We start from the raw sequence: 18,696 nt of genomic DNA on the forward strand, positions 1-18,696 counted from the left end.
CCGGCCTAGGGGGCTTGGGAAGGCGTCGAACAAGCACGACGAAAGGAAGCCCATGTCTCAACCACGCGAAGTACGCGCGCCGCGCGGAACCGAACTGTCCGCCAAGTCCTGGCAGACCGAAGCGCCCCTGCGCATGCTCATGAATAACCTCGACCCCGAGGTTGCCGAGCGCCCCGAGGACCTCGTGGTCTATGGCGGCACCGGCCGCGCAGCACGCAGCTGGGAAGCCTTCGACGCCATCGTTGAATCCCTCAAGGACCTCGAGTCCGATGAGACCCTGCTGGTGCAGTCCGGCAAGCCGGTAGGCATTTGGAAGACCAACGAGTGGGCACCGCGCGTGCTCATCGCTAACTCCAACCTCGTGGGAGACTGGGCTAACTGGGAGCACTTCCGCAAGCTCGAGGACGAGGGCCTCATGATGTACGGCCAGATGACGGCCGGATCCTGGATCTACATCGCCACCCAGGGCATCCTGCAGGGCACCTTCGAGACCTTCGCGGCTGTGGCGAAGAAGCGTTTTGGCGGCAGCTTGGCCGGCACCTTCACCCTGACCGGTGGCTGCGGCGGCATGGGTGGCGCACAGCCGCTGTCCGTCACCCTCAACGGCGGCGCCTGCCTCATCGTGGACGTGGACGAGACCCGCCTGAAGCGTCGTCAGCACAAGCGCTACCTAGATGAGGTTGTCACCGACCTCGACGAGGCCCTGAAGCTGGTCCTGGATGCCAAGGAAAACAAGAAGGCCCTGTCCGTCGGCCTCGTGGGCAACGCCGCTGAAGTCTTTCCGGAGATCCTGCGCCGCCAGCGCGCCGGGGAATTTACCGTAGATATCGTCACGGACCAGACCTCCGCACATGACCCGCTGTCCTACCTGCCTTCTGAAATCACCATGGAAGACTGGCACAACGAGGCCAAGGCGGATCCGACCACCTTTACCAAGAAGGCTCGCGAGTCCATGGCCGCCCAGGTCCAGGCCATGGTCGAGTTCCAGGATGAGGGTGCCGAGGTCTTCGACTACGGCAACTCGATCCGCGATGAGGCCCGCAAGGCCGGCTACCAGCGCGCCTTCGAGTTCCCGGGCTTCGTTCCGGCCTATATCCGCCCGCTCTTCTGCGAGGGCCTGGGCCCCTTCCGCTGGGCCGCGCTTTCCGGCGACCCGGAGGACATCAAGGTCACCGACCAAGCGCTCAAGGAGCTCTTCCCGGACAACGAGCACCTGCACAACTGGCTCGACGCCGCCGAAGAATACGTCGAATTCGAGGGCCTGCCGGCTCGCATTTGCTGGCTGGGCTACAACGAGCGCCACAAGGCCGGCCTGCTCTTTAATGACCTGGTCCGCGAGGGCAAGATCAAGGCGCCGATCGTCATCGGCCGTGACCACCTGGATTCTGGTTCCGTGGCATCCCCATACCGCGAAACCGAGGCCATGCTCGATGGCACCGATGCCGTGGCTGACTGGCCGCTGCTCAACGCCATGACCGCCGTATCTTCCGGCGCTACCTGGGTTTCCCTCCACCACGGCGGTGGCGTGGGCATGGGCCGCTCCATCCACGCCGGCCAGGTCACCGTTGCAGATGGCACCGAGCTCGCCGCGGCCAAGCTGCGCGCGGTGCTCACCAATGACCCGGGCATGGGCGTTATCCGCCACGTCGATTCCGGCTACACTCGCGCGAAGGAGGTCGCCGACGAGCGCGGCGTCCGCATTCCGATGGAATTCAAGGCAAGGGACTAGATGAGCACACTTTTTACCGGCATTTCAGAACTCCGTACAGTCAGCGAGCGTGGCACGCTTAACGACGCCGCCATTATCGCCCAATCCGGCACCATCGCCTGGGTCGGCCCAGCCTCCGAGGCACCGGCGGCTGACGAGAAGGTGGACCTGGGCGGCCGCGCCGTTCTGCCCGGCTGGGTAGATTCGCACACCCACATGGTCTTTGACGGTGACCGCTCCGCCGAATTCGAGGCCCGCATCTCCGGCGGCTCCTACGAGGCGGGCGGCATCGCGGTGACCATGGATGCCACCCGCCAGGCTGGCACCGACCGCCTGGACAAGCTGGTGACGGAGCGCGTGGCCGCCGGCCGCCGCGGTGGCACCACCACCTTCGAGACCAAGACGGGCTACGGACTCAATACTGAGTCCGAGGTGGAGGCCGCCAAGGTAGCCTCCCGCCACGTCGATGACGTGACCTTCTTGGGCGCGCACCTGGTCCCGCCAGGAGCGGACGCGGAGGAGTACCTTGACGAGGTCGTTGGCCCCATGCTCGAGGGCGTTGCTCCCTACGTGCAGTGGATCGACGTCTTCTGCGAGCGCGGCGCCTTCAACGAGGAACAATCCCGCCGCGTGCTGGAGGCCGGTAAGAAGTTGGGCCTGGGCCTGCGCGTGCACGGCAACCAGCTGGGCGAGGGGCCAGGCGTTGCCCTCGCCGTCGAACTGGGCGCGGCCTCGGTAGACCACGTCAATCACCTAACCGACGAGGACGTCGAGCTGCTGGCCAATTCCGATACCGTGGCCACCATGCTGCCGGCGTGCGACCTGTCCACCCGCGAGCCGCTCGCCCCGGGCCGCACGCTTCTCGACGCCGGCGCTACCCTCGCCATCGCCTCCAACCTCAACCCCGGCACGTCCTATACCTCCTCGATGAATTACTGCGTGACCACCGCGGTCCTGCAGCAACACCTCTCCGTCGATGAGGCCATCCACGCCGCCACCACCGGCGGAGCGACCGCCCTGCGCCGCCACAACGTTGGCAACGGCCTCGACCCGCAGGGCCGCCCCGCTAAGGGCACCATTGTGGAGGGCGCCGCCGCGGACCTGCACGTGCTCGACGCCCCCAGCGCCGTGCACTTGGCCTACCGCCCAGGCATGCCACTGAGCTATCGCACCTTTATCGCCGGAGCCTAGCGCTCCTCTAGAAAGGTCGCCGCTATCTGATATAGTCGGCGGCCTTTTTCTTTTGTCATATGCAGCCACGCGTCTTTTTTGCCGATAAAGACCGCCCGCGATCCATCCGGATCTTCTACCATAAAGAGGGTTTCTTCGTCTTGTGCACCATGAACAGTCCATGACTCTGGGTCGTAGAGGCGACGGAAGCGCCCTAGCTCTATCTCTACGTCCGTGCGGGTGATAGCCGGTGGCCGGTAGGGGAGGTTATCGGGGCCGTAGTCCTTTCGCGGTCCTTTTCTTTCTCCGCGCTCAAAGTCGCTATAGAGCTCGCTCACCTGGGCGCGCACCAGCCCATTGTTGTCCTCCGTGGATTCTATGCGCAGGCATAAAGGGTGCCGAGGCCGTGAAGTAAAGCAGGAGTATAGGCGGCCTACCTTAGGCTTATCAACAGCACTAAAAGTCACAAACTTGGCACGAGATGCGAAATCAAACTCCACCGGAAAGTAAGTAGTTTTCTCGTTGTCCACCACGCTGCCAAGGCTAAGAAGCTTAGGACGTGCGGCGTATTCAGTGCGGTGAAAGCGCACTGGATCTAGCTCCACCACATAAAACTCAAAATTGTCCTCCACCTTAGTTATGCGAAAAACGGGGTTTAGGTGAAAGCGGCGGTCTGTAATGTGTACAAACTCGCCATGCTGTGGCCGACGGCTGCGCCTAGTGGGGTAGATCAGGCCCGTAGACAGCGAGGACAGATAAAGATCTACCGGAGGGTCCAGTTCCGTGCTGAACCCTGGATACGAACTTAGCTTGGCACGGATACGTGCTTGGTCGTAAAGGAACCGTGGGCGTGGATGAGACATGAACTGCACCTTAGAAGAAGGACGCGACGCCACGCTTCGGTGTTTTCGAACTGCTTCGAACATTGCAGGAAATCTGGGCTAGGAAAGCCGAGGAGCTGCGCAATGGAGTTTGTGGCTGCAATCGCGTAGGGTTGGTGAAGCAATGAGCATTACCGATAACGCCACCGGCGGCGTCAACGAGCCGGAAGATTTTAATAAGTCGGAATCTCAGGACAACTCGCAAGGTGTCACCAAGGACACCAGGGCTGCGAATACTTCTGAGGACACCGGCGCTGAGTCCGAAGATTCAGCCAACGACAACTCCCAGGGGTTCGCGCATCTTGGCCTGCCAGAGAAAATTCTGGAGGCCGTTGCGAAAGTAGGCTTCACCAAGCCTTCCCCCATTCAGGAAGAAACCATCCCGATCTTGATGGAAGGCCGCGACGTTGTCGGCCTCGCCCAGACCGGTACCGGCAAGACCGCAGCCTTTGCGCTGCCGGTTTTGTCGCAGATTGACACCAAAGCCCGCCATCCGCAGGCCCTCGTGCTCGCTCCAACCCGCGAGCTGGCCCTGCAGGTGGCGGACTCCTTCCAATCCTTCGCCGAGTCCCTCAAGGGCGTCGAGGTGCTGCCTATTTACGGCGGCCAAGCTTATGGCATTCAGCTTTCCGGTCTGCGCCGCGGTGCGCAGGTCATTGTGGGTACCCCGGGTCGCGTCATCGACCACCTGGAGAAGGGCTCGCTGGACCTGTCGCAGCTGCAGTTCCTCGTCCTCGATGAGGCCGATGAGATGCTGAACATGGGCTTCCAGGAAGACGTCGAGCGCATCCTGGAAGACACCCCGGACCGCAAGCAGGTGGCGCTTTTCTCGGCTACCATGCCGAACGCTATTCGGCGCCTGTCTAAGCAGTACCTCGACAACCCCGCCGAGGTCACGGTGAAGTCCGAGCGCCGCACCAATGACAACATCACGCAGCGCTTCCTCCTCATCCCGCACCGCGCAAAGATGGATGCCTTCACCCGCATCCTCGAGGTCATCAATTACGACGCCATCATCGTCTTCTGCCGCACCAAGCACGAGACCGAAGAAGTGGCTGAGACCCTGCGTGACTGTGGTTTCAGCGCCGCCGCCATCAACGGCGATATTGCGCAGGCGCAGCGTGAGCGCACCGTCGATCAGCTTAAGGATGGCCGCCTAGACATCCTCGTGGCTACCGACGTCGCCGCCCGTGGCCTTGACGTTGAGCGCATCACCCACGTGGTCAACTTCGATATCCCGAACGATACCGAGTCCTACGTGCACCGCATCGGCCGCACCGGCCGCGCGGGCCGTTCCGGCGAAGCCATCCTGTTCGTCACCCCGCGCGAGCGCCGCATGTTGCGCTCCATCGAGCGCGTGACCAACGCCCGCCTGGAAGAGATGGACCTGCCGTCCGTCGATGAGGTCAATGAAAAGCGCAAGGAAAAGTTTGCGCAGTCCATTACCAACTCCATGGACAATAAGCAGGCGGATTTCTTCCGCACCTTGGTGCGCAAATACTCCGAGGACAATAACGCGGCCATGGATGACATTGCCGCAGCCCTCGCCGTCATGCTGCAGGGCGGCAAGAACTTCCTGATGGAAGACAAGCCGCTTCCCAAGCCGAAGCGCGACCGCGAACGCCGCGACGATCGCAAGCGTGATTTCAAGGGCGGCGGCAAGGGCCGCGGCCCCAAGCGGCCGGACGGAGACTTTGAGACGTACCGACTGGACGTCGGCAAGCGGCAAAATGTGCGCCCGGGAGCTATCGTGGGTGCCATCGCCAATGAAGGCGGATTGTCGGCCAAGGACTTCGGCCGCATCACCATCGCGGTGGGCCATACCCTGGTTGACCTGCCAAAGAACCTTGACCCGGCAGTGCTGGACCGCCTGAAGGATACCCGTATTTCCGGCCAGCTGATCAAGATTCAAAAGGACACCGGCCGCCCGCCACGCCGTGACCACGGCGGCGGACGCAAGCGCGGTGGACGCTGGCGAGACTAGCATTTTCGACTGAATGGGCCTTTTCGGAGGCCCATTTTTTCGTGCCTTTTGACCTGCGGTTTTACTATAAACGGGGGTAGTGTGTCGGAGGGGTTTTGTATACTGAAAGCGCAAACATGTTCTAGAGAAACTTCTGCGGGGGAAGTCCATGAATGCGCCCTACTTTGCCAATACCAATCCAGCAAATTCCACCTCACAAGCAGCAACAGACATCCGCAAGGCCGAATACCTCCTCTGGAAGCGCCTGCATCCAGACCCGGATGATGATATCGAAATAATTAGCCAATCACTGTCAGATCTCACCGGAACGCGGCAGTCCCGAATTAGAAATATCATTTTCGCCTTTGAGCGATTACAGGAGCTGCCGCGCCTTAAAGCCCGGCAGGAAGAGCACTACCACTTAGATTTAGACCGCTTAATTACCATCGACCAGACGCTGTCCAAGTTGGGCGAGATTGGCACCGAACAATGCCTGCTTATCGACGCCGAATTAACCACCTACCTCACCCCCAAACGTCCCAACCAAAAATTACCGTCCCATCGCAACCTGCGGCGAAAGCTGCGGGAGCTCATTGTCCGCCTTGATCCGACCATTGCCGCACGCGACCCGCGCCGCAAAGAGACTTATCACCTTGAGCCCACGGGCGGGGAGTGGGCCGCAGTGTGCCTAGACGTGGGCTTAGAGACTGCCGAAATCATCGACCGAAATATTCGCGGTGTGGCCACGGAGAAGGACATTTCCTTGGCTCAGGCTGCGGTCGAGTTGCTCACCGGCGAGGCCGAAGCCAAGGCGAAGGTGGTGCTCAATATGTACCGCTGCGATCTGCCGGATGCTCCGGCCTTCGTCCAAAGCTTGGGGTGGGTTTCACCGGAGGTTGCCGATGACATGCAATCGCGGGCCACGACCGTCCGCGACATGGATGCAGCAGCGGAGGATGAAAGCAGAAACTATGTAACGCCGCCGCATATCCGCGCCTTTGTGGAGGGGCTCGATGGAACCTGCCGGTGGCCCGGCTGCACGAGGCCGGCGATGGCCTCCCAGATGGACCACCGGCACGATTTCGCCGAAGGGGGTCCTACCTCTGCAGCAAATTTGACCTGCCTTTGTCAACACCACCACAACATAAAGACCGATGGCCGAGCCTTCTATATTAAGGACCCGGTTAGCGGGGACATCGTCTGGCTCTTTGAGGATTCCACTTGGGTCTATGACGAGGCTAGCGGTCCGCTTACACCGAAGAATCGGCGGTGGGCACAGACGGTGGCGCAGGCGACGCGGCGGCATCGAGAAAATGCGCACGAAGATGCACAAAAGTTGAAGGAGGAGCTCAAAAACGAGAAAAGGGACAGTGAAGACACTGTCCCAGAAGAATAAATGGCCTCTTAGAAGGCCACTTAGAAGTTGACGTACATCAGGATAAGGCAGACAATCCACAGCAGGTTGAACACGCCGCCGAATGCGGACAGCGGCTTCTTTGCTGCCGCGTAGTCGAAGGATTCAGTGGACTCGAGGGCGGCCATTGCCTTCTTCTGCTTTGGCAGAATGACGAAGAAGAGCAGGCACCATGCGACGATGGCAACCAAGATGGCGATGTGGAAATTGACCGCGGACTTGTAAGCGTCAATATCGGACAGGAATACGCCGAGGCCGAGGATAGGCACGATGGCAGAGATGTAGCCGTAGGTATTGGTGATGTTATGCAGGACGCGAGCGGAGCCGAGCGCCGCGTGGTCGCCTTGTGCTGCTTTGGCCATTTGGGTCTGGAAGCTGGAGGTGGATACGCATACTGGGCCGATCAAGAGAATGGCTGCGGCCACGTGGAGAAATACAAGGAAAGAAGTCATTGAAAGAACCCTTCAATCGCGGAAAGTTGCCACGTCAACCCTAATCAATTTCCGGTGAGTACGGCTAACCGACATTGCCTTTGCATCGCCCGCACGTCCTTGGAAGGGAGGGGAAGGGCGTACTTGCGGGCGATGTCGGCGAGGCGGCGCGAATAGTCGCAACGATTGGCCGGAGGAAGCCAATCCGCAGGGAGGGAGTCTGACTTTTCTTGGTTGAGCTCACGGCTGGTGGCCACGAGATTGAGCGGGTCGTTGCCAAAGCGGACCTTGGTTTCGCGGTCCCACTCGGAAGCGCCCATGTCATAGGCCGCGGAGAGGGGAAAGATATGGTCGATCTCAATGGGAGAGGCAGCGGGAATGGTGGTGCCACTATAGGGGTCATAAACAGTCCCGCTGCGGGCGTGGCAGGCGTGGAGGGGTTCGCTGGATTGGCTTTCTAGAATGACCTCGCGGGTGGTGCAGGCGCCGTGGGGCTGCCAGATGCCGAAGTCTTCACGGTTGTAGCCGGCGGCTTCGGGGCGGGAGGGGAGCGTGGTGACGTCAAAACGCGGAAAAGGCCACGCATACCATGCACCGATGAGGACGGTGATGCATGATAGCGCGGCCAGGTAATAGGACTTCATGTCCTATTGGACTGCGAGGGGCCCGCGTTGGTTCCGATTACTTATCAGTGACCTTTTCTGCGGCTTCCTCAAAGTCGAGATTGGAGTTATTTTCCACGAGCTTGGCCAGCTTGGTGGCCTCTTCGAACTCAGCAACAACCTCCGGCTGTGGTTCCTTGGTGAGCTTGGTGACTACGACGGCCACGAGGAGGGCCAGGAAGAAGCCTGGGACCATCTCATAGAGGACGTCGGAAAGCGGGGACATGCCCCAGCCAATGGCCACGACGGCACCGGTTAGCATGCCGGCAATCGCGCCGGTGGAATTGAAGCGCTTCCAGTACAGGGACAGCAGAACGATGGGGCCGAAGGCGGAACCGAAGCCTGCCCAGGCGAAGCCAACTAGGCCGAGGATGGAATCGGACGGGTTGATAGCCAGCAGAGCGGCGATGACCGCGATGGCCACGATGGCGGTGCGGGAGAGGTTGATGAGGACCTGCTCGCTGGGCTTCTTCTTAGCAAAGATGAGGAAGAGGTCCTCGATGAGGGAAGTAGAGACGACGAGCATCTGGGACGACATGGTGGACATGATGGCGGCCAGAACTGCGGTCAGGACGAAGCCGGCGGGCAGTGGGTGCATCATGGCCTGCGCCATATCCAGGAAGATGGTTTCGAAGTTGTCCTGGTCGGTGATGCTGTGGCCGGTCTGGGTGAAGTAAACGGTGCCAGAGAGAGCGACGAAGATGGCGCCGATGACGGACAGGCCCATCCAGGTAACGCCGTAGAAGCGGCCCTGGCGGGCGTCGGAAGGCTTACGCAGCGCCATGAAGCGGACCACGATGTGTGGCTGGCCAAAGTAGCCCAGGCCCCAGGCCAGGTTGCCGATGATGACGCCAGCGGAAACGCCCGCGAACATGGAGAAGTAGTTGTCATTTTCCACTACGCCATCGGTGCCGTAGGCATTATTGCTGGCGAAAGAGAAGATGGAGGCAGGATCGCTGAGAGAGACGATTGCCATAATTGGCACGATCATCAGGGCGACGAACATAAGCACGCCCTGGACGACGTCCGTGTAGGACACCGCCAAGAAGCCACCGACGAAGGTGTAGAAGATGGTCACCGCGGCGATAACGAGCATGCCGGTGAGGTAGTCGCCACCGAAGGTGGACTCAAAGTAGCGGCCGCCGGAGACCATGCCGGAGGAGACGTAGAAGGTAAAGAAGAAGATGATGATAGCTGCAGAGATGATGCGCAGCAGACGGGACTTATCGTGCAGGCGGTTTTCAAAGAAGGACGGCACGGTAATCGAGTTGGCCGCGATCTCCGAGTAGGAGCGCAGGCGCGGTGCGACCCACTTCCAGTTTGCCCAGCAGCCGACGAGCAGGCCGATGGCCATCCATAGCTCGGACATGCCGGAGAGGAAGAGCGCGCCAGGCAGGCCCATGAGGAGCCAGCCGGACATGTCGGAAGCGCCTGCGGAGAGAGCCGCTACGAATGGGTGCAGACCACGGCCGCCCAAAACATAATCGTCATATTGATCGGTTTGCTTGTAGCTCCAATAGCCAATGGCTGCCATTGCGAGGAGATACACGATCATCGCAATGACGTACCAAGTTGAATCTTGCACGATTTACTCCTTGTAGATGTGTGATGACATTCTCACGTTAACGGGGTCACAAGGTTAACCCAAGCGAAAATACAGGTGTGGCGCAGATCTCCGTTTCGATTTTCTGTCGTTCAACTGGGAAAAGGGTGGAACATAACGAGCCTGTAACAAAACCAAAAGGGGCTGCTATGCTGGCGGCTATGGCTTCTTACCTCGTGCATGGACTGTGGCTCCCCGTTACGGGACTAGGTCTATGGATTGAACAGGTAGAAGGACACAAGATCGTCATGCCCAACGCCGTCCCCGAGGGCACCTTCCCGCCAGCGGTGGAGTCCATCTTGGCGCAGAAATCCTTCCGCAACCGAGCGCGGGTATCGCTGCGTACGCCAAAGGGCAAGGATGTCTCCCTGATGGTGCCCATGGCGATGTTCGGACCCGAAGAGGCCGTGGCGGCGCTTGCCCAAATGGAGCACCTGAACCACAAGCCGCCCGCCACCATCGCGCCAGACCTCCAGTGGCTCATCCACGCCTACAGCGGCCTGTGCAAGTTTGTGCGCGCCGGGCGGGTGACCTTCCGGCTGGCTTACCAGGCCAATGAGTGGTTCCCCATGTGGCAGCTGGCCTCCGGCTTGGGCGAGCGCGGCTGGCTCGCGGAGATGATGGCGGCCGCGCCAGGAATCTTGCACGTTAATAACCGTGCGCTGTCGGATGATATGGCCGATGAGCTTACCCACTGGATTGCCTTCCGCGAGCTGCGGCCCGTGGCGGAGGCGCCGCGGCCGATGCCATGGCACGAGTTTGCTCGCGCCCTGCTCGATACGCGGCCGATCCGACGGGGGCGATCGCAGCTGCTGCGCGGGCTCAATGAGTGGAAGAACTCCATTTACGAGGTAGAGCTCCAGCTGGTCTACATCGTGGAGGAGCCGCTTGACGATGACCCGGATACGGCCAAGTGGCCAGTGCGCGTGCGGGTTCGCTCGGGCACGGATTCTCCGCGGCCGGTGTCGGCGCAGAGTTTGGATAGGGCGAGTGTGGAAAAGCTGCGCGAGGCTCACCGCAAAGCAGTGCGCATCGCACCCACACTGAGGGAGACCGCGCAACTGCCGCAGCCTGGCGACGGCGACTGGGACGTCTACCTTGAAACCCACCAGCTCACCCACTTTATTACCCACGAGGTGGATAAGCTCAAGGCCAGCGGCGTGACCGTCATGCTTCCCAAAGCCTGGGCGCAGATGGAGACTAAGGCCAAGTTGGAAACCCACGAGGCCCGCGATCCGGCTGAAGCCGCCACGAAGAAGCACATCGGCATGAATAAGCTGGTGGACTATAACTGGCGCATGTCCGTGGGCGATGTGGAGCTGACCGAGGAAGAGATGGAGGACCTGGTCAATTCCAAGTCCGGCCTCATCCAGCTGCGCGGCAAGTGGGTCATGGCCGATAAGCAGGTCGTCTCCCAAGTCTCCGGCTACATGGACGCGCTGCGGGAGAAGGCCATCGCGCGCAAGAAGAAGGAGCTCGAGCAGCTAGCAGCCTCCGCAGAGATGGCTAAGCAGCTCGACCAGCCAGGGTGGGAAGCTCTGATGGCGGACGTGGAGCGCCGCCGCCAAGAATTCAACGAGGGCGGCGAGGAGCACGAGCAGGTCACCGTGGCCGAGCTGCGCGAGCTGGCGCTGGAGTCCATGACCCAAGAGCCCATCGAGTTCACCGGCAGCACTTGGCACACGGCGCTGCTCGGCGGGGTGGATAAGGTCGCCCCGGAGCGCGTGGAGATTCCTACGACTGTGCATGCGGAGCTGCGCGAGTACCAGCGCCGCGGCGTCGACTGGCTGTACTGGATGTCGCGCAGTGGCATTGGAGCAGTGCTTGCCGACGACATGGGGCTCGGCAAAACCCTCCAACTACTGTCCCTCCTCGCGGTAGAAAAGGACCGCGGTGAGCAGACCGGTCCCACGCTCGTGGTGGCACCAACGTCCGTGGTGGGCAACTGGGCCCGCGAGGCCCAGCGCTTCGTCCCAGACTTCAAGGTTATGGTGCAGCATGGCTCGAGCCGTCCGCGTGGCGAGGACTTTTTAAAGGAGGCCAGCGAGTGTGACCTCGTCATCACCACCTACGGCACCGTGGGCCGCGATTTTAAGGACATGGGCGAAGTGGGCTGGCAGCGCGTTGTCCTCGATGAGGCCCAGGCCATCAAGAATTCCGCGACGCGCTCTTCCAAGGCCGTGCGCTCGCTGCCCTCGGAACACCGCGTGGCGCTGACCGGCACTCCCGTGGAAAATCGCCTCTCTGAGATGCGCTCCATCCTGGATTTCTGCAATCCCGGCGTGCTGGGCACCGCTTCGTTCTTCCGCAATCACTTTGCTAAGGCCATCGAGCGCAATAATGACGAGGAAATGTCCGAGCGCCTGCGCCAGCTCACCGCGCCGTTTATCCTCCGCCGCGTCAAGACGGATCCGAATATCATCGATGACCTGCCGGAAAAGTCCGAGCAGATCCTCACCGTATCCATGACCACCGAACAGGCTGCCCTGTATAAGGCGCTGGTCAACCAGGTGAAAAAGGACCTGCAGGAAGCGACGGGCATCAATAAGCGCGGTTTGGTGCTGGCCTCACTCACCCGCATTAAGCAGATTTGTAATCACCCCGCGCACTACCTAGGCGATAACTCGCCGGTGGTGCTCAAGGGAAAGCACCGCTCCGGCAAGGTCAAAGAGCTCATGCGCATCGTGGATGAGGCCACCGAATCCGGCGAGCGTCTCCTGGTGTTTACCCAGTACAAGGCCTTTGGTGATATCTTGCAGCCTTACCTAAGCGACCAGCTCGGCCGCGAGATCCCCTTCCTGCACGGCGGGGTAAGCAAGAATAAGCGCGACCAGATGGTGGAGGACTTCCAGTCCGAGGACGGCCCGCCGGCGATGATCCTATCGCTCAAGGCGGGCGGCACCGGCCTGAACCTCACGGCCGCCTCTATCGTCGTGCACATGGACCGCTGGTGGAACCCGGCGGTGGAAAACCAGGCGACGGACCGTGCCTTCCGCATTGGCCAGCGCCGCAATGTGCAGGTGTATAAGATGATCACCGCAGGTACGCTGGAGGAATCCATCCAGGATATCTTGGACGGTAAGACGCAGCTGGCCGGCGCCGTGGTGGGCGAAGGCGAGGGCTGGCTTACCGAGCTAGACCCCGATCAGCTGGCCGCACTCATGAGCTACCGGGGGAGGGAGTAATCCATGGCTGTTAAAGGCGACGACAACGTCATCTATGCCAATTTTGGTACCCGAAAACGAGTAAGCACCCCGGCCGAGGTCAATCACGTAGACCGCAGCGGGCGCATACTGTCCACCACGGCTGCGCGGATTGCGGCCTTTACCTCGCATGGCGCGGATCGCGGCCGAATTACTCGCGGCCGTCAGTATGCCGAGGGCGGCCACGTCGTAGGCCTCGAGGTGCGCAATGGCGCCATCCATGGCCGCGTGGCCGGCTCCCAGAACGAGCCCTTTGCGGTGCTCATCCAGCTGCCGTACCGCAATAACGATGATATTGCCCAGCTAGCCACCGAGTTCGCCCGCACCCCCAATTCCGTGGCCAATGCGCGCAAGGGCTTGCTTGCCGACGCCGCCCTAGACACCCTCTTCGCCCACGAGGCCGAAGACTTGCGCCTGACCTGTGACTGCCCCGACGGCGAGTACGTATGCAAGCACATCGTGGCGGTGGGCGATAAGCTCGCCACCCGCGCCGATGCGGATCCAGCCGTCATCTTTAATATGCGCGGGCTGGACTTTGCTCGGCTGGAGCGCATGGTCTTAGAGCAGGCCAAGGCGGTCAGCCGCGAAAGCTTCACCCCGAGCGACCTGTCCGAGGAAGAAAAGAATGACATCTTCTGGAACGGGCGCGAGCTGCCGAAGCTGCCGCAGCCCAAGGTCGCCCCGGCCATAGATGACTCCGATCCGGACCTCTTGCGCAAGGCCATGCGCTCGGTTTCGCATACCAACCTGGACCTCCTGCGCGCGGTATCCGATATTGAAGACCTCTACTACCACCTCACGCACTAATGACTGCTATCACGTTTATCCATACCTCCGATTTTCAGCTGGGCATGACCCGGTGGTTTCTGAAGGGTGAAGCCCAAGGCCGTTTTAACGATGACCGCGAGGCCGCCATCGTGCGGCTAGGCGAGCTGGCCGAGGAGACCGGCGCGGAGTTCATCGTCGTGGCCGGCGACGTCTTTGAGCACAATGCCCTCTCGCGCGACATCCTTGCCCGCGCCACGGAGATGTTCAAGCGCCTGCCGGTGCCGGTCTATGTCCTGCCGGGAAATCACGATCCGCTGGTGGCGGATTCGGTCTTTTATAAGACCAGCGCGGAGAATGTCCACGTCATCGCAGACTCAGAGCCCATCGAGGTCGCACCCGGCGTGGAGCTGGTCGGTGCGCCGTATCTGTCCAAGCGTGCGAATCACGACTTGGTCCGCCAAGCGCTCGAAGCGTTGGAGCCGGCCGTGGGCATTCGCATCGCCGTCGGGCACGGTCAGGTGGATTCCCGCTCCGGCGAGGATGATGCCGATACCATCGACCTTGCCTTCGTCGAGGACTGCCTGGACCGCGGGGTGATCGACTACCTAGCGCTGGGCGATACCCACTCCACCGCCAGCCTCGGCACCACCGGCCGGGTGTGGTTTTCCGGCAGCCCGGAGACCACGGACTATAAGGAAACCAGCACCGGTGGCGGTGAGGCCGATTCCGGCAATGCGCTGGTGGTGCGCGTGGGGGATAAGGTGGACGTCGAGAAGCGCCGCATCGGCCGCTGGACCTTTGAAGCCCTCGATGCCGCCGTGGATTCCGCCGAAGACGTGGAACGCTTCCTCGCGCGCCTAGGCGAGTACCCCGATAAGGTGCGCACGGCCGTGAAATATAGCCTGCGTGGCACGCTCGGCGTTGAGGCCCACGCCCGCCTGCAGCGCGGCCTGGACGAGTACGAAGCCGTATTTGCCTCCCTGCGCCCGCGCGAGCGCACCATGGACCTTTACCTGGAACCCAGCGAGGAGGAATTGGCCAGCCTCGATATCTCCGGCTACGCGGCCGAAGCGCTGCATGAACTATTGGATAACCGCGAGGATCCCGTCGCCCGCGACGCCGCCAACCTGCTATTCCGCCTGGAGGGACAGTCCTGATGCGCATCCACCGCCTAGAACTTACCAACGTCCGCGGCATTGAGCACTTGGTCCTCGATGAGCTGCCCGAGACCGGCGTCGTGGTCATCCATGGCGAGAACGAGGCCGGCAAGTCCACCATCGTGGAGGCACTCGACGTGGTGCTCACCGAAAAGCACAGCGGCCGCTCCAAGCGAATTCGCTCCCTGCAGCCGGTGGGCAAGGACGTTGCCCCGGAAGTTACGGCCGAGCTAAGCGTAGGCGAGTACCGCTTCCGCATTGCCAAACGCTGGCTATCCAAGAAGTCCTGCGAGCTGAATATCACCGCACCCCGGCCGGCGCAGTTTACCGGCAGCCAAGCCGACGATGAGCTGGATCGCATCCTTTCGGAGCACTTGGATCGCTCGCTTGTCGACGCCCTCTTTATGCGCCAAGACGACACCGGCGAGGCCATTTCTGCCGTCGGCATCCCTAGCCTAACCCGGGCGCTAGAGCGCGAATCCGGCCTGGCTGAGGAAGAAGTCTCTGGCGATGACTCCGCGTTGTTGGCCCGAGTGGATAAGGAATATCAGCGCTACTTCACTGCAGCGAAGGGTAATCCGGCAGGCGAGTACAAGGAATCCGCCGCAGCCCTAGCTCGCGCCGAAGAGGAATACACAGAAGCCACCCGCGTACTGCGCGAGCTCGATTCCGTGGTCGAGCGTTACGAGCAACTCGAGCGCGACCAAGTCGCCGCTGAAGCAGAGCTCCCCGCCGCCCGCGCCGATCTCACCGACAAACAGGCGCAGGCCAAGGAAGCCGCCACCGCGCAGGCCAAGCTGGACTCCCATAAAGCCACGCTTGAGCGCGCCTCGGACGATCTCGCTCGTGCGCAATCCGCAGTCACCGAGCGCGGCGAGCTCGTTACCGCCGCCGAGGAATCTGCCAGGGCTACCGAGGCTGCCCAGTACAAGCTCACCGCCGCGCAGGACAAGGCTAAAGAGGAGGCCGAGGAGAAGGAAAGATTAGAAAAGCGCCTGGCGGAGGCCAAAGAGGACTATGCCGCGGCCCGCAGCACTCTGAAACAGGCGCGCCGCCTGCAAGATAAGCAGAAGTTTGAGCAGCTCAGCGCCCGGCTGGAATCGCTTGACGGCCTAGCCGCCGAGGTAGACCAGGCACGTGCGACCATCGCCCAACGCGGCCGCGAGGTCACCGCGACCGATATCACCAGCCTGCACAAGGCGGACTCAGCGCTGTCGGTGGCCGAGCGCCTGCACGAGGCCGCGGCCGCCAAGGTGCATTTCTCCGGACCTGCTGGTTCCTCCATCCGCGTCGATGGCGAGGACATCGAGGTGGGGGAGGACACCGCCGTTGAGCTTGTCGATTCCCGCGTTATCACCATCGGTGATTTCACCGCCCGCTTCTCGGCCGGTTCCTATTCCGCGGAGGACACCCAACGCGATGTGGAACAGGCCCGCACCCGGCTGCACGAGCTGCTCGATACCCTGGGCGTAGGCTCAGTGGCTGCGGCCGAGGAAGCCCATGAGACGCACCGTGCGCAGAACGACGCCCTCGCTGCCGCCACCCGTGCCCTTGCCGCGGAACTGGGACCGGATGATTTGGGCGAGCTGCGCGCCCAGCATGCCGCACTGGCTGAGAAAGTCGCGGACCTTGCAGACGCGGAAGAGATAGATCTCGCCGCCGCCGAAGCCGCGGAGGAAGCAGCCAGCGAAAAGGTCGATGCGCTCGACCGCGAACTCGTGCCGTACCGCGAAAGCAGGCTGGCCCATGAGGCTGTGCGCCTCGATGCCGAACTTGCCGCGGCCCGCGAAAACGCGCAGCGCGTGACTCGAGACCTTGCCTCCGCGCGCGAACGCGCCGCCGACAAGGACCTGCGTGCCGAGGTCACCCGCCTAGAAGGTGTCGTGGGAGACCTGCGCGGGCAGCTCGAAGAAATGGAAGCCGTTGACCTTGCTACCGCGCAGTCCCTGGTAGAAGGCGCGCAGTCCCACCTGGATTACCTCACCGACCGCATCCAACGCTGCGAGGTGGATCTTGGCCGGCTTTCTAGCGAGGTGAATTTCCATTCCGGTGCCGCCGAGCGCGCCCAACAGGCCACCGCGGCGGTGGAGATGGCGCGGGCGGTATATGAAAGCGTGGACAAACGTGCGCAAGCCGCCCGCTATCTGCGAGAACTTTTGCTCAAGCATCGCGATGCCGCCCGGCAGCGCTACGCCGCGCCCTTCGTGGCTGCACTGTCGCGGCTGGCCCGCACTGTGTACGGCGGTGACATCACTTTCGATCTCGATGACGACCTCCGCGTGACCACCCGTACCCAGGACAATGAGACGGTGAGCCTAGCCAGCCTCTCCGGTGGTGCCCGCGAGCAATTGGCCATCCTCACCCGCTTTGCCATTGCGCAATTAGTGGGGGCGGAGTCGGTTCCCGTCATTGTGGATGACGCGTTGGGCTCTACTGATGCACACCGCCTGCAACTTATGGCCACGCTGTTTTCCCATGTGGGCCGGGACAATCAGGTATTGGTCTTTACCTGCATGCCGGAACGCTATTCCCGCGTACCGGGACGCAGTGAGCGCGACATTGCCGCGCTCAAAGGGGTAACCTAGTGCCATGCCTTATCAAACTCGCTGGTTAGACGACGAAGAGCAGGAGCTATGGCGCCTGCTCCTTGGCGCCGTGCGCAAGATCGATAGGGGAATGGATGAGACGCTTAAGGCCGGCGGTGAGGTATCTGCCTCCGAGTTCGCCGTGCTCGTAGCCCTGTCCGAGGCACCGGAACAACGCCTGCGCCTGCACGAGCTATGCACGCAGTTGGAGTGGGATCGCTCCCGCGCCTCCCACCAAGTAACCAGGATGGAAAAGCGCGGCCTGCTCACTAAAGAACCGGACGAGGAAGATGCTCGCGGCATCAACGTGTGCGTGACCCACGTTGGCCTAGAACACCTGCGGCGTGCCGCTCCGGAGCACGTGGAATCCGTGCGCCGTATGGTCTTTGACCATCTGCAACCCGAAGACGTACCGGCGCTGCGGCGCTTTTTCACCGGAGTTCTTCAGGTCAAAAACATCCCGGGCTATGAGGGGTACGTGCCCGATTCGCTACTACACGGAAAGGATTAAGCTCCATGATGGGACAAGAGCTCTTTGAGCACCCGAAGAAGCAATATAAGACCTACGGGATCACCGCGTTGGAGGAGCTTAGCCCGCGCATCGGCGATCCAGAGGTGCACTTGGACGACGCAGCTAGCGAGGACCAGGTTGCCGCCATGGAGGAGGCACTAGAGGCCTACCCAGATTCCGCTCTCACCTATGACCAAGACACTGAGCTGTGGATCGTCGGCGCGGAAAAGGACATTGAGCGCATGCTTGGTGACCGCGAGTCCTTCGTAGAGGCGCTGCTCAATGATGAGGACCCAGGAATTTAATCGCCGATTTTCGGTGTCAATCAAAAGTGCGAGGAATGCGGCCTTGTAAGCACTTAACTGTTAAGATATCCGTAGTTAATCCTCGGTGGATCGAAAGGTTTTATCATTATGAACGAGCGTGAGGCTCAGGAACAGCGCGAAGCGGCAGCTCGCGATAAGGGCAATGGCTGGGTTCCAGTATTCCTTCAGTGGATTCCTTCCATGCTGCTATCCGTAGTGATGCTGGCAGCCATGTTCCTCGGCATGTACTACATCGAGCACGGCACCTTGGACATCACCCAGCCGATCACCAACGAGTTCATTACTCAGTAGCTTCGGCACATAGAAGAATCCGG

The 18,696-nt window shown here is 61.4% G+C and carries 15 protein-coding genes; 11 read left to right on the plus strand and 4 right to left on the minus strand.

Annotated features, from left to right (window positions below; genetic code table 11):
• Positions 1-52 precede the first annotated feature (52 nt).
• Together hutU and hutI are read left to right on the plus strand one after the other, a co-directional pair.
• Entirely contained in the window at positions 53-1,729 is a 1,677-nt protein-coding gene (gene hutU, locus QKD99_RS03815; RefSeq protein WP_284596961.1) for a urocanate hydratase, read from the plus strand.
• Positions 1,730-2,899 (plus strand): imidazolonepropionase, encoded by a 1,170-nt coding sequence (gene hutI / locus QKD99_RS03820; RefSeq protein WP_347950752.1) that lies wholly within the window; start codon positions 1,730-1,732, stop codon positions 2,897-2,899.
• Here the strand turns inward: hutI and QKD99_RS03825 are convergent.
• A complete protein-coding gene (locus QKD99_RS03825; protein WP_284844038.1) occupies positions 2,896-3,510 on the minus strand; it encodes a hypothetical protein in 615 nt (204 codons plus the stop codon). The genes hutI and QKD99_RS03825 overlap by 4 nt on opposite strands.
• Before the next feature lie 373 nt (positions 3,511-3,883).
• On the opposite strand from QKD99_RS03825, the gene QKD99_RS03830 reads away from it, so the two are divergent.
• Both QKD99_RS03830 and QKD99_RS03835 read left to right on the plus strand, forming a co-directional pair.
• A complete protein-coding gene (locus QKD99_RS03830) occupies positions 3,884-5,743 on the plus strand; it encodes a DEAD/DEAH box helicase (protein WP_347950753.1) in 1,860 nt (619 codons plus the stop codon).
• Positions 5,744-5,891: 148 nt separating this feature from the next.
• Entirely contained in the window at positions 5,892-7,118 is a 1,227-nt protein-coding gene (locus QKD99_RS03835) for an HNH endonuclease signature motif containing protein (RefSeq protein WP_347950754.1), read from the plus strand.
• Between the two features lie 20 nt (positions 7,119-7,138).
• On the opposite strand, the gene QKD99_RS03840 is transcribed toward QKD99_RS03835, so the two are convergent.
• From QKD99_RS03840 to putP, 3 genes are read right to left on the minus strand one after another with little or no spacing between them, the layout of a single operon-like run.
• Positions 7,139-7,588, minus strand: a complete 450-nt coding sequence (locus tag QKD99_RS03840; protein ID WP_347950755.1) for a DUF2269 domain-containing protein — start codon at positions 7,586-7,588, stop codon at positions 7,139-7,141.
• A 44-nt stretch (positions 7,589-7,632) separates the two neighbouring features.
• Positions 7,633-8,211 (minus strand): HNH endonuclease family protein, encoded by a 579-nt coding sequence (locus tag QKD99_RS03845; protein ID WP_347950756.1) that lies wholly within the window; start codon positions 8,209-8,211, stop codon positions 7,633-7,635.
• Between the two features lie 37 nt (positions 8,212-8,248).
• Positions 8,249-9,814 carry a sodium/proline symporter PutP gene (putP, locus tag QKD99_RS03850; protein ID WP_347950757.1) on the minus strand — a complete coding sequence of 522 codons (1,566 nt, stop codon included), beginning with the start codon at positions 9,812-9,814 and terminating at the stop codon, positions 8,249-8,251.
• Positions 9,815-9,981: 167 nt separating this feature from the next.
• Here putP and QKD99_RS03855 point away from each other — a divergent pair, with 167 nt between their 5' ends.
• The 7 genes from QKD99_RS03855 to QKD99_RS03885 all read left to right on the plus strand — a co-directional run bounded on the left by QKD99_RS03855 (position 9,982) and on the right by QKD99_RS03885 (position 18,673).
• Entirely contained in the window at positions 9,982-13,017 is a 3,036-nt protein-coding gene (locus QKD99_RS03855) for a DEAD/DEAH box helicase (RefSeq protein ID WP_347950758.1), read from the plus strand.
• Between the two features lie 3 nt (positions 13,018-13,020).
• Positions 13,021-13,842 carry an SWIM zinc finger family protein gene (locus QKD99_RS03860; RefSeq protein WP_294165052.1) on the plus strand — a complete coding sequence of 274 codons (822 nt, stop codon included), beginning with the start codon at positions 13,021-13,023 and terminating at the stop codon, positions 13,840-13,842.
• Complete coding sequence (locus QKD99_RS03865; RefSeq protein ID WP_347950759.1) at positions 13,842-14,960, plus strand: exonuclease SbcCD subunit D; 1,119 nt, start codon at positions 13,842-13,844, stop codon at positions 14,958-14,960. Before QKD99_RS03860 ends, QKD99_RS03865 begins: the two co-directional genes overlap by 1 nt.
• Positions 14,960-17,545, plus strand: a complete 2,586-nt coding sequence (locus QKD99_RS03870) for an AAA family ATPase (protein WP_347950760.1) — start codon at positions 14,960-14,962, stop codon at positions 17,543-17,545. The genes QKD99_RS03865 and QKD99_RS03870 overlap by 1 nt, the downstream gene beginning before the upstream one ends.
• A 4-nt stretch (positions 17,546-17,549) precedes the next feature.
• The gene (locus QKD99_RS03875; protein WP_284766304.1) at positions 17,550-18,056 is read left to right on the plus strand and encodes a MarR family transcriptional regulator; all 507 of its coding nucleotides are present in this window, start codon (positions 17,550-17,552) and stop codon (positions 18,054-18,056) included.
• Between the two features lie 5 nt (positions 18,057-18,061).
• Positions 18,062-18,361 carry a molecular chaperone GrpE gene (locus QKD99_RS03880; RefSeq protein ID WP_179386355.1) on the plus strand — a complete coding sequence of 100 codons (300 nt, stop codon included), beginning with the start codon at positions 18,062-18,064 and terminating at the stop codon, positions 18,359-18,361.
• Between the two features lie 108 nt (positions 18,362-18,469).
• A complete protein-coding gene (locus QKD99_RS03885; RefSeq protein WP_239272888.1) occupies positions 18,470-18,673 on the plus strand; it encodes a hypothetical protein in 204 nt (67 codons plus the stop codon).
• The last annotated feature ends 23 nt before the right edge of the window (positions 18,674-18,696 follow it).

Source organism: Corynebacterium sp. c3Ub_189, from assembly GCF_039907195.1.
Lineage (GTDB): Bacteria > Actinomycetota > Actinomycetes > Mycobacteriales > Mycobacteriaceae > Corynebacterium.

What these genes read in the sequence shown, in the direction of transcription:
- QKD99_RS03880 (WP_179386355.1), top strand. Translation starts at nt 18,062, where the DNA reads ATGATGGGACAAGAGCTCTTTGAGCACCCGAAGAAGCAATATAAGACC.
- QKD99_RS03845 (WP_347950756.1), bottom strand. Translation starts at nt 8,211, where the DNA reads ATGAAGTCCTATTACCTGGCCGCGCTATCATGCATCACCGTCCTCATC.
- QKD99_RS03870 (WP_347950760.1), top strand. Translation starts at nt 14,960, where the DNA reads ATGCGCATCCACCGCCTAGAACTTACCAACGTCCGCGGCATTGAGCAC.
- hutI (WP_347950752.1), top strand. Translation starts at nt 1,730, where the DNA reads ATGAGCACACTTTTTACCGGCATTTCAGAACTCCGTACAGTCAGCGAG.
- QKD99_RS03875 (WP_284766304.1), top strand. Translation starts at nt 17,550, where the DNA reads ATGCCTTATCAAACTCGCTGGTTAGACGACGAAGAGCAGGAGCTATGG.
- QKD99_RS03860 (WP_294165052.1), top strand. Translation starts at nt 13,021, where the DNA reads ATGGCTGTTAAAGGCGACGACAACGTCATCTATGCCAATTTTGGTACC.
- QKD99_RS03885 (WP_239272888.1), top strand. Translation starts at nt 18,470, where the DNA reads ATGAACGAGCGTGAGGCTCAGGAACAGCGCGAAGCGGCAGCTCGCGAT.
- QKD99_RS03855 (WP_347950758.1), top strand. Translation starts at nt 9,982, where the DNA reads ATGCTGGCGGCTATGGCTTCTTACCTCGTGCATGGACTGTGGCTCCCC.
- QKD99_RS03840 (WP_347950755.1), bottom strand. Translation starts at nt 7,588, where the DNA reads ATGACTTCTTTCCTTGTATTTCTCCACGTGGCCGCAGCCATTCTCTTG.
- QKD99_RS03830 (WP_347950753.1), top strand. Translation starts at nt 3,884, where the DNA reads ATGAGCATTACCGATAACGCCACCGGCGGCGTCAACGAGCCGGAAGAT.
- QKD99_RS03865 (WP_347950759.1), top strand. Translation starts at nt 13,842, where the DNA reads ATGACTGCTATCACGTTTATCCATACCTCCGATTTTCAGCTGGGCATG.
- QKD99_RS03835 (WP_347950754.1), top strand. Translation starts at nt 5,892, where the DNA reads ATGAATGCGCCCTACTTTGCCAATACCAATCCAGCAAATTCCACCTCA.
- hutU (WP_284596961.1), top strand. Translation starts at nt 53, where the DNA reads ATGTCTCAACCACGCGAAGTACGCGCGCCGCGCGGAACCGAACTGTCC.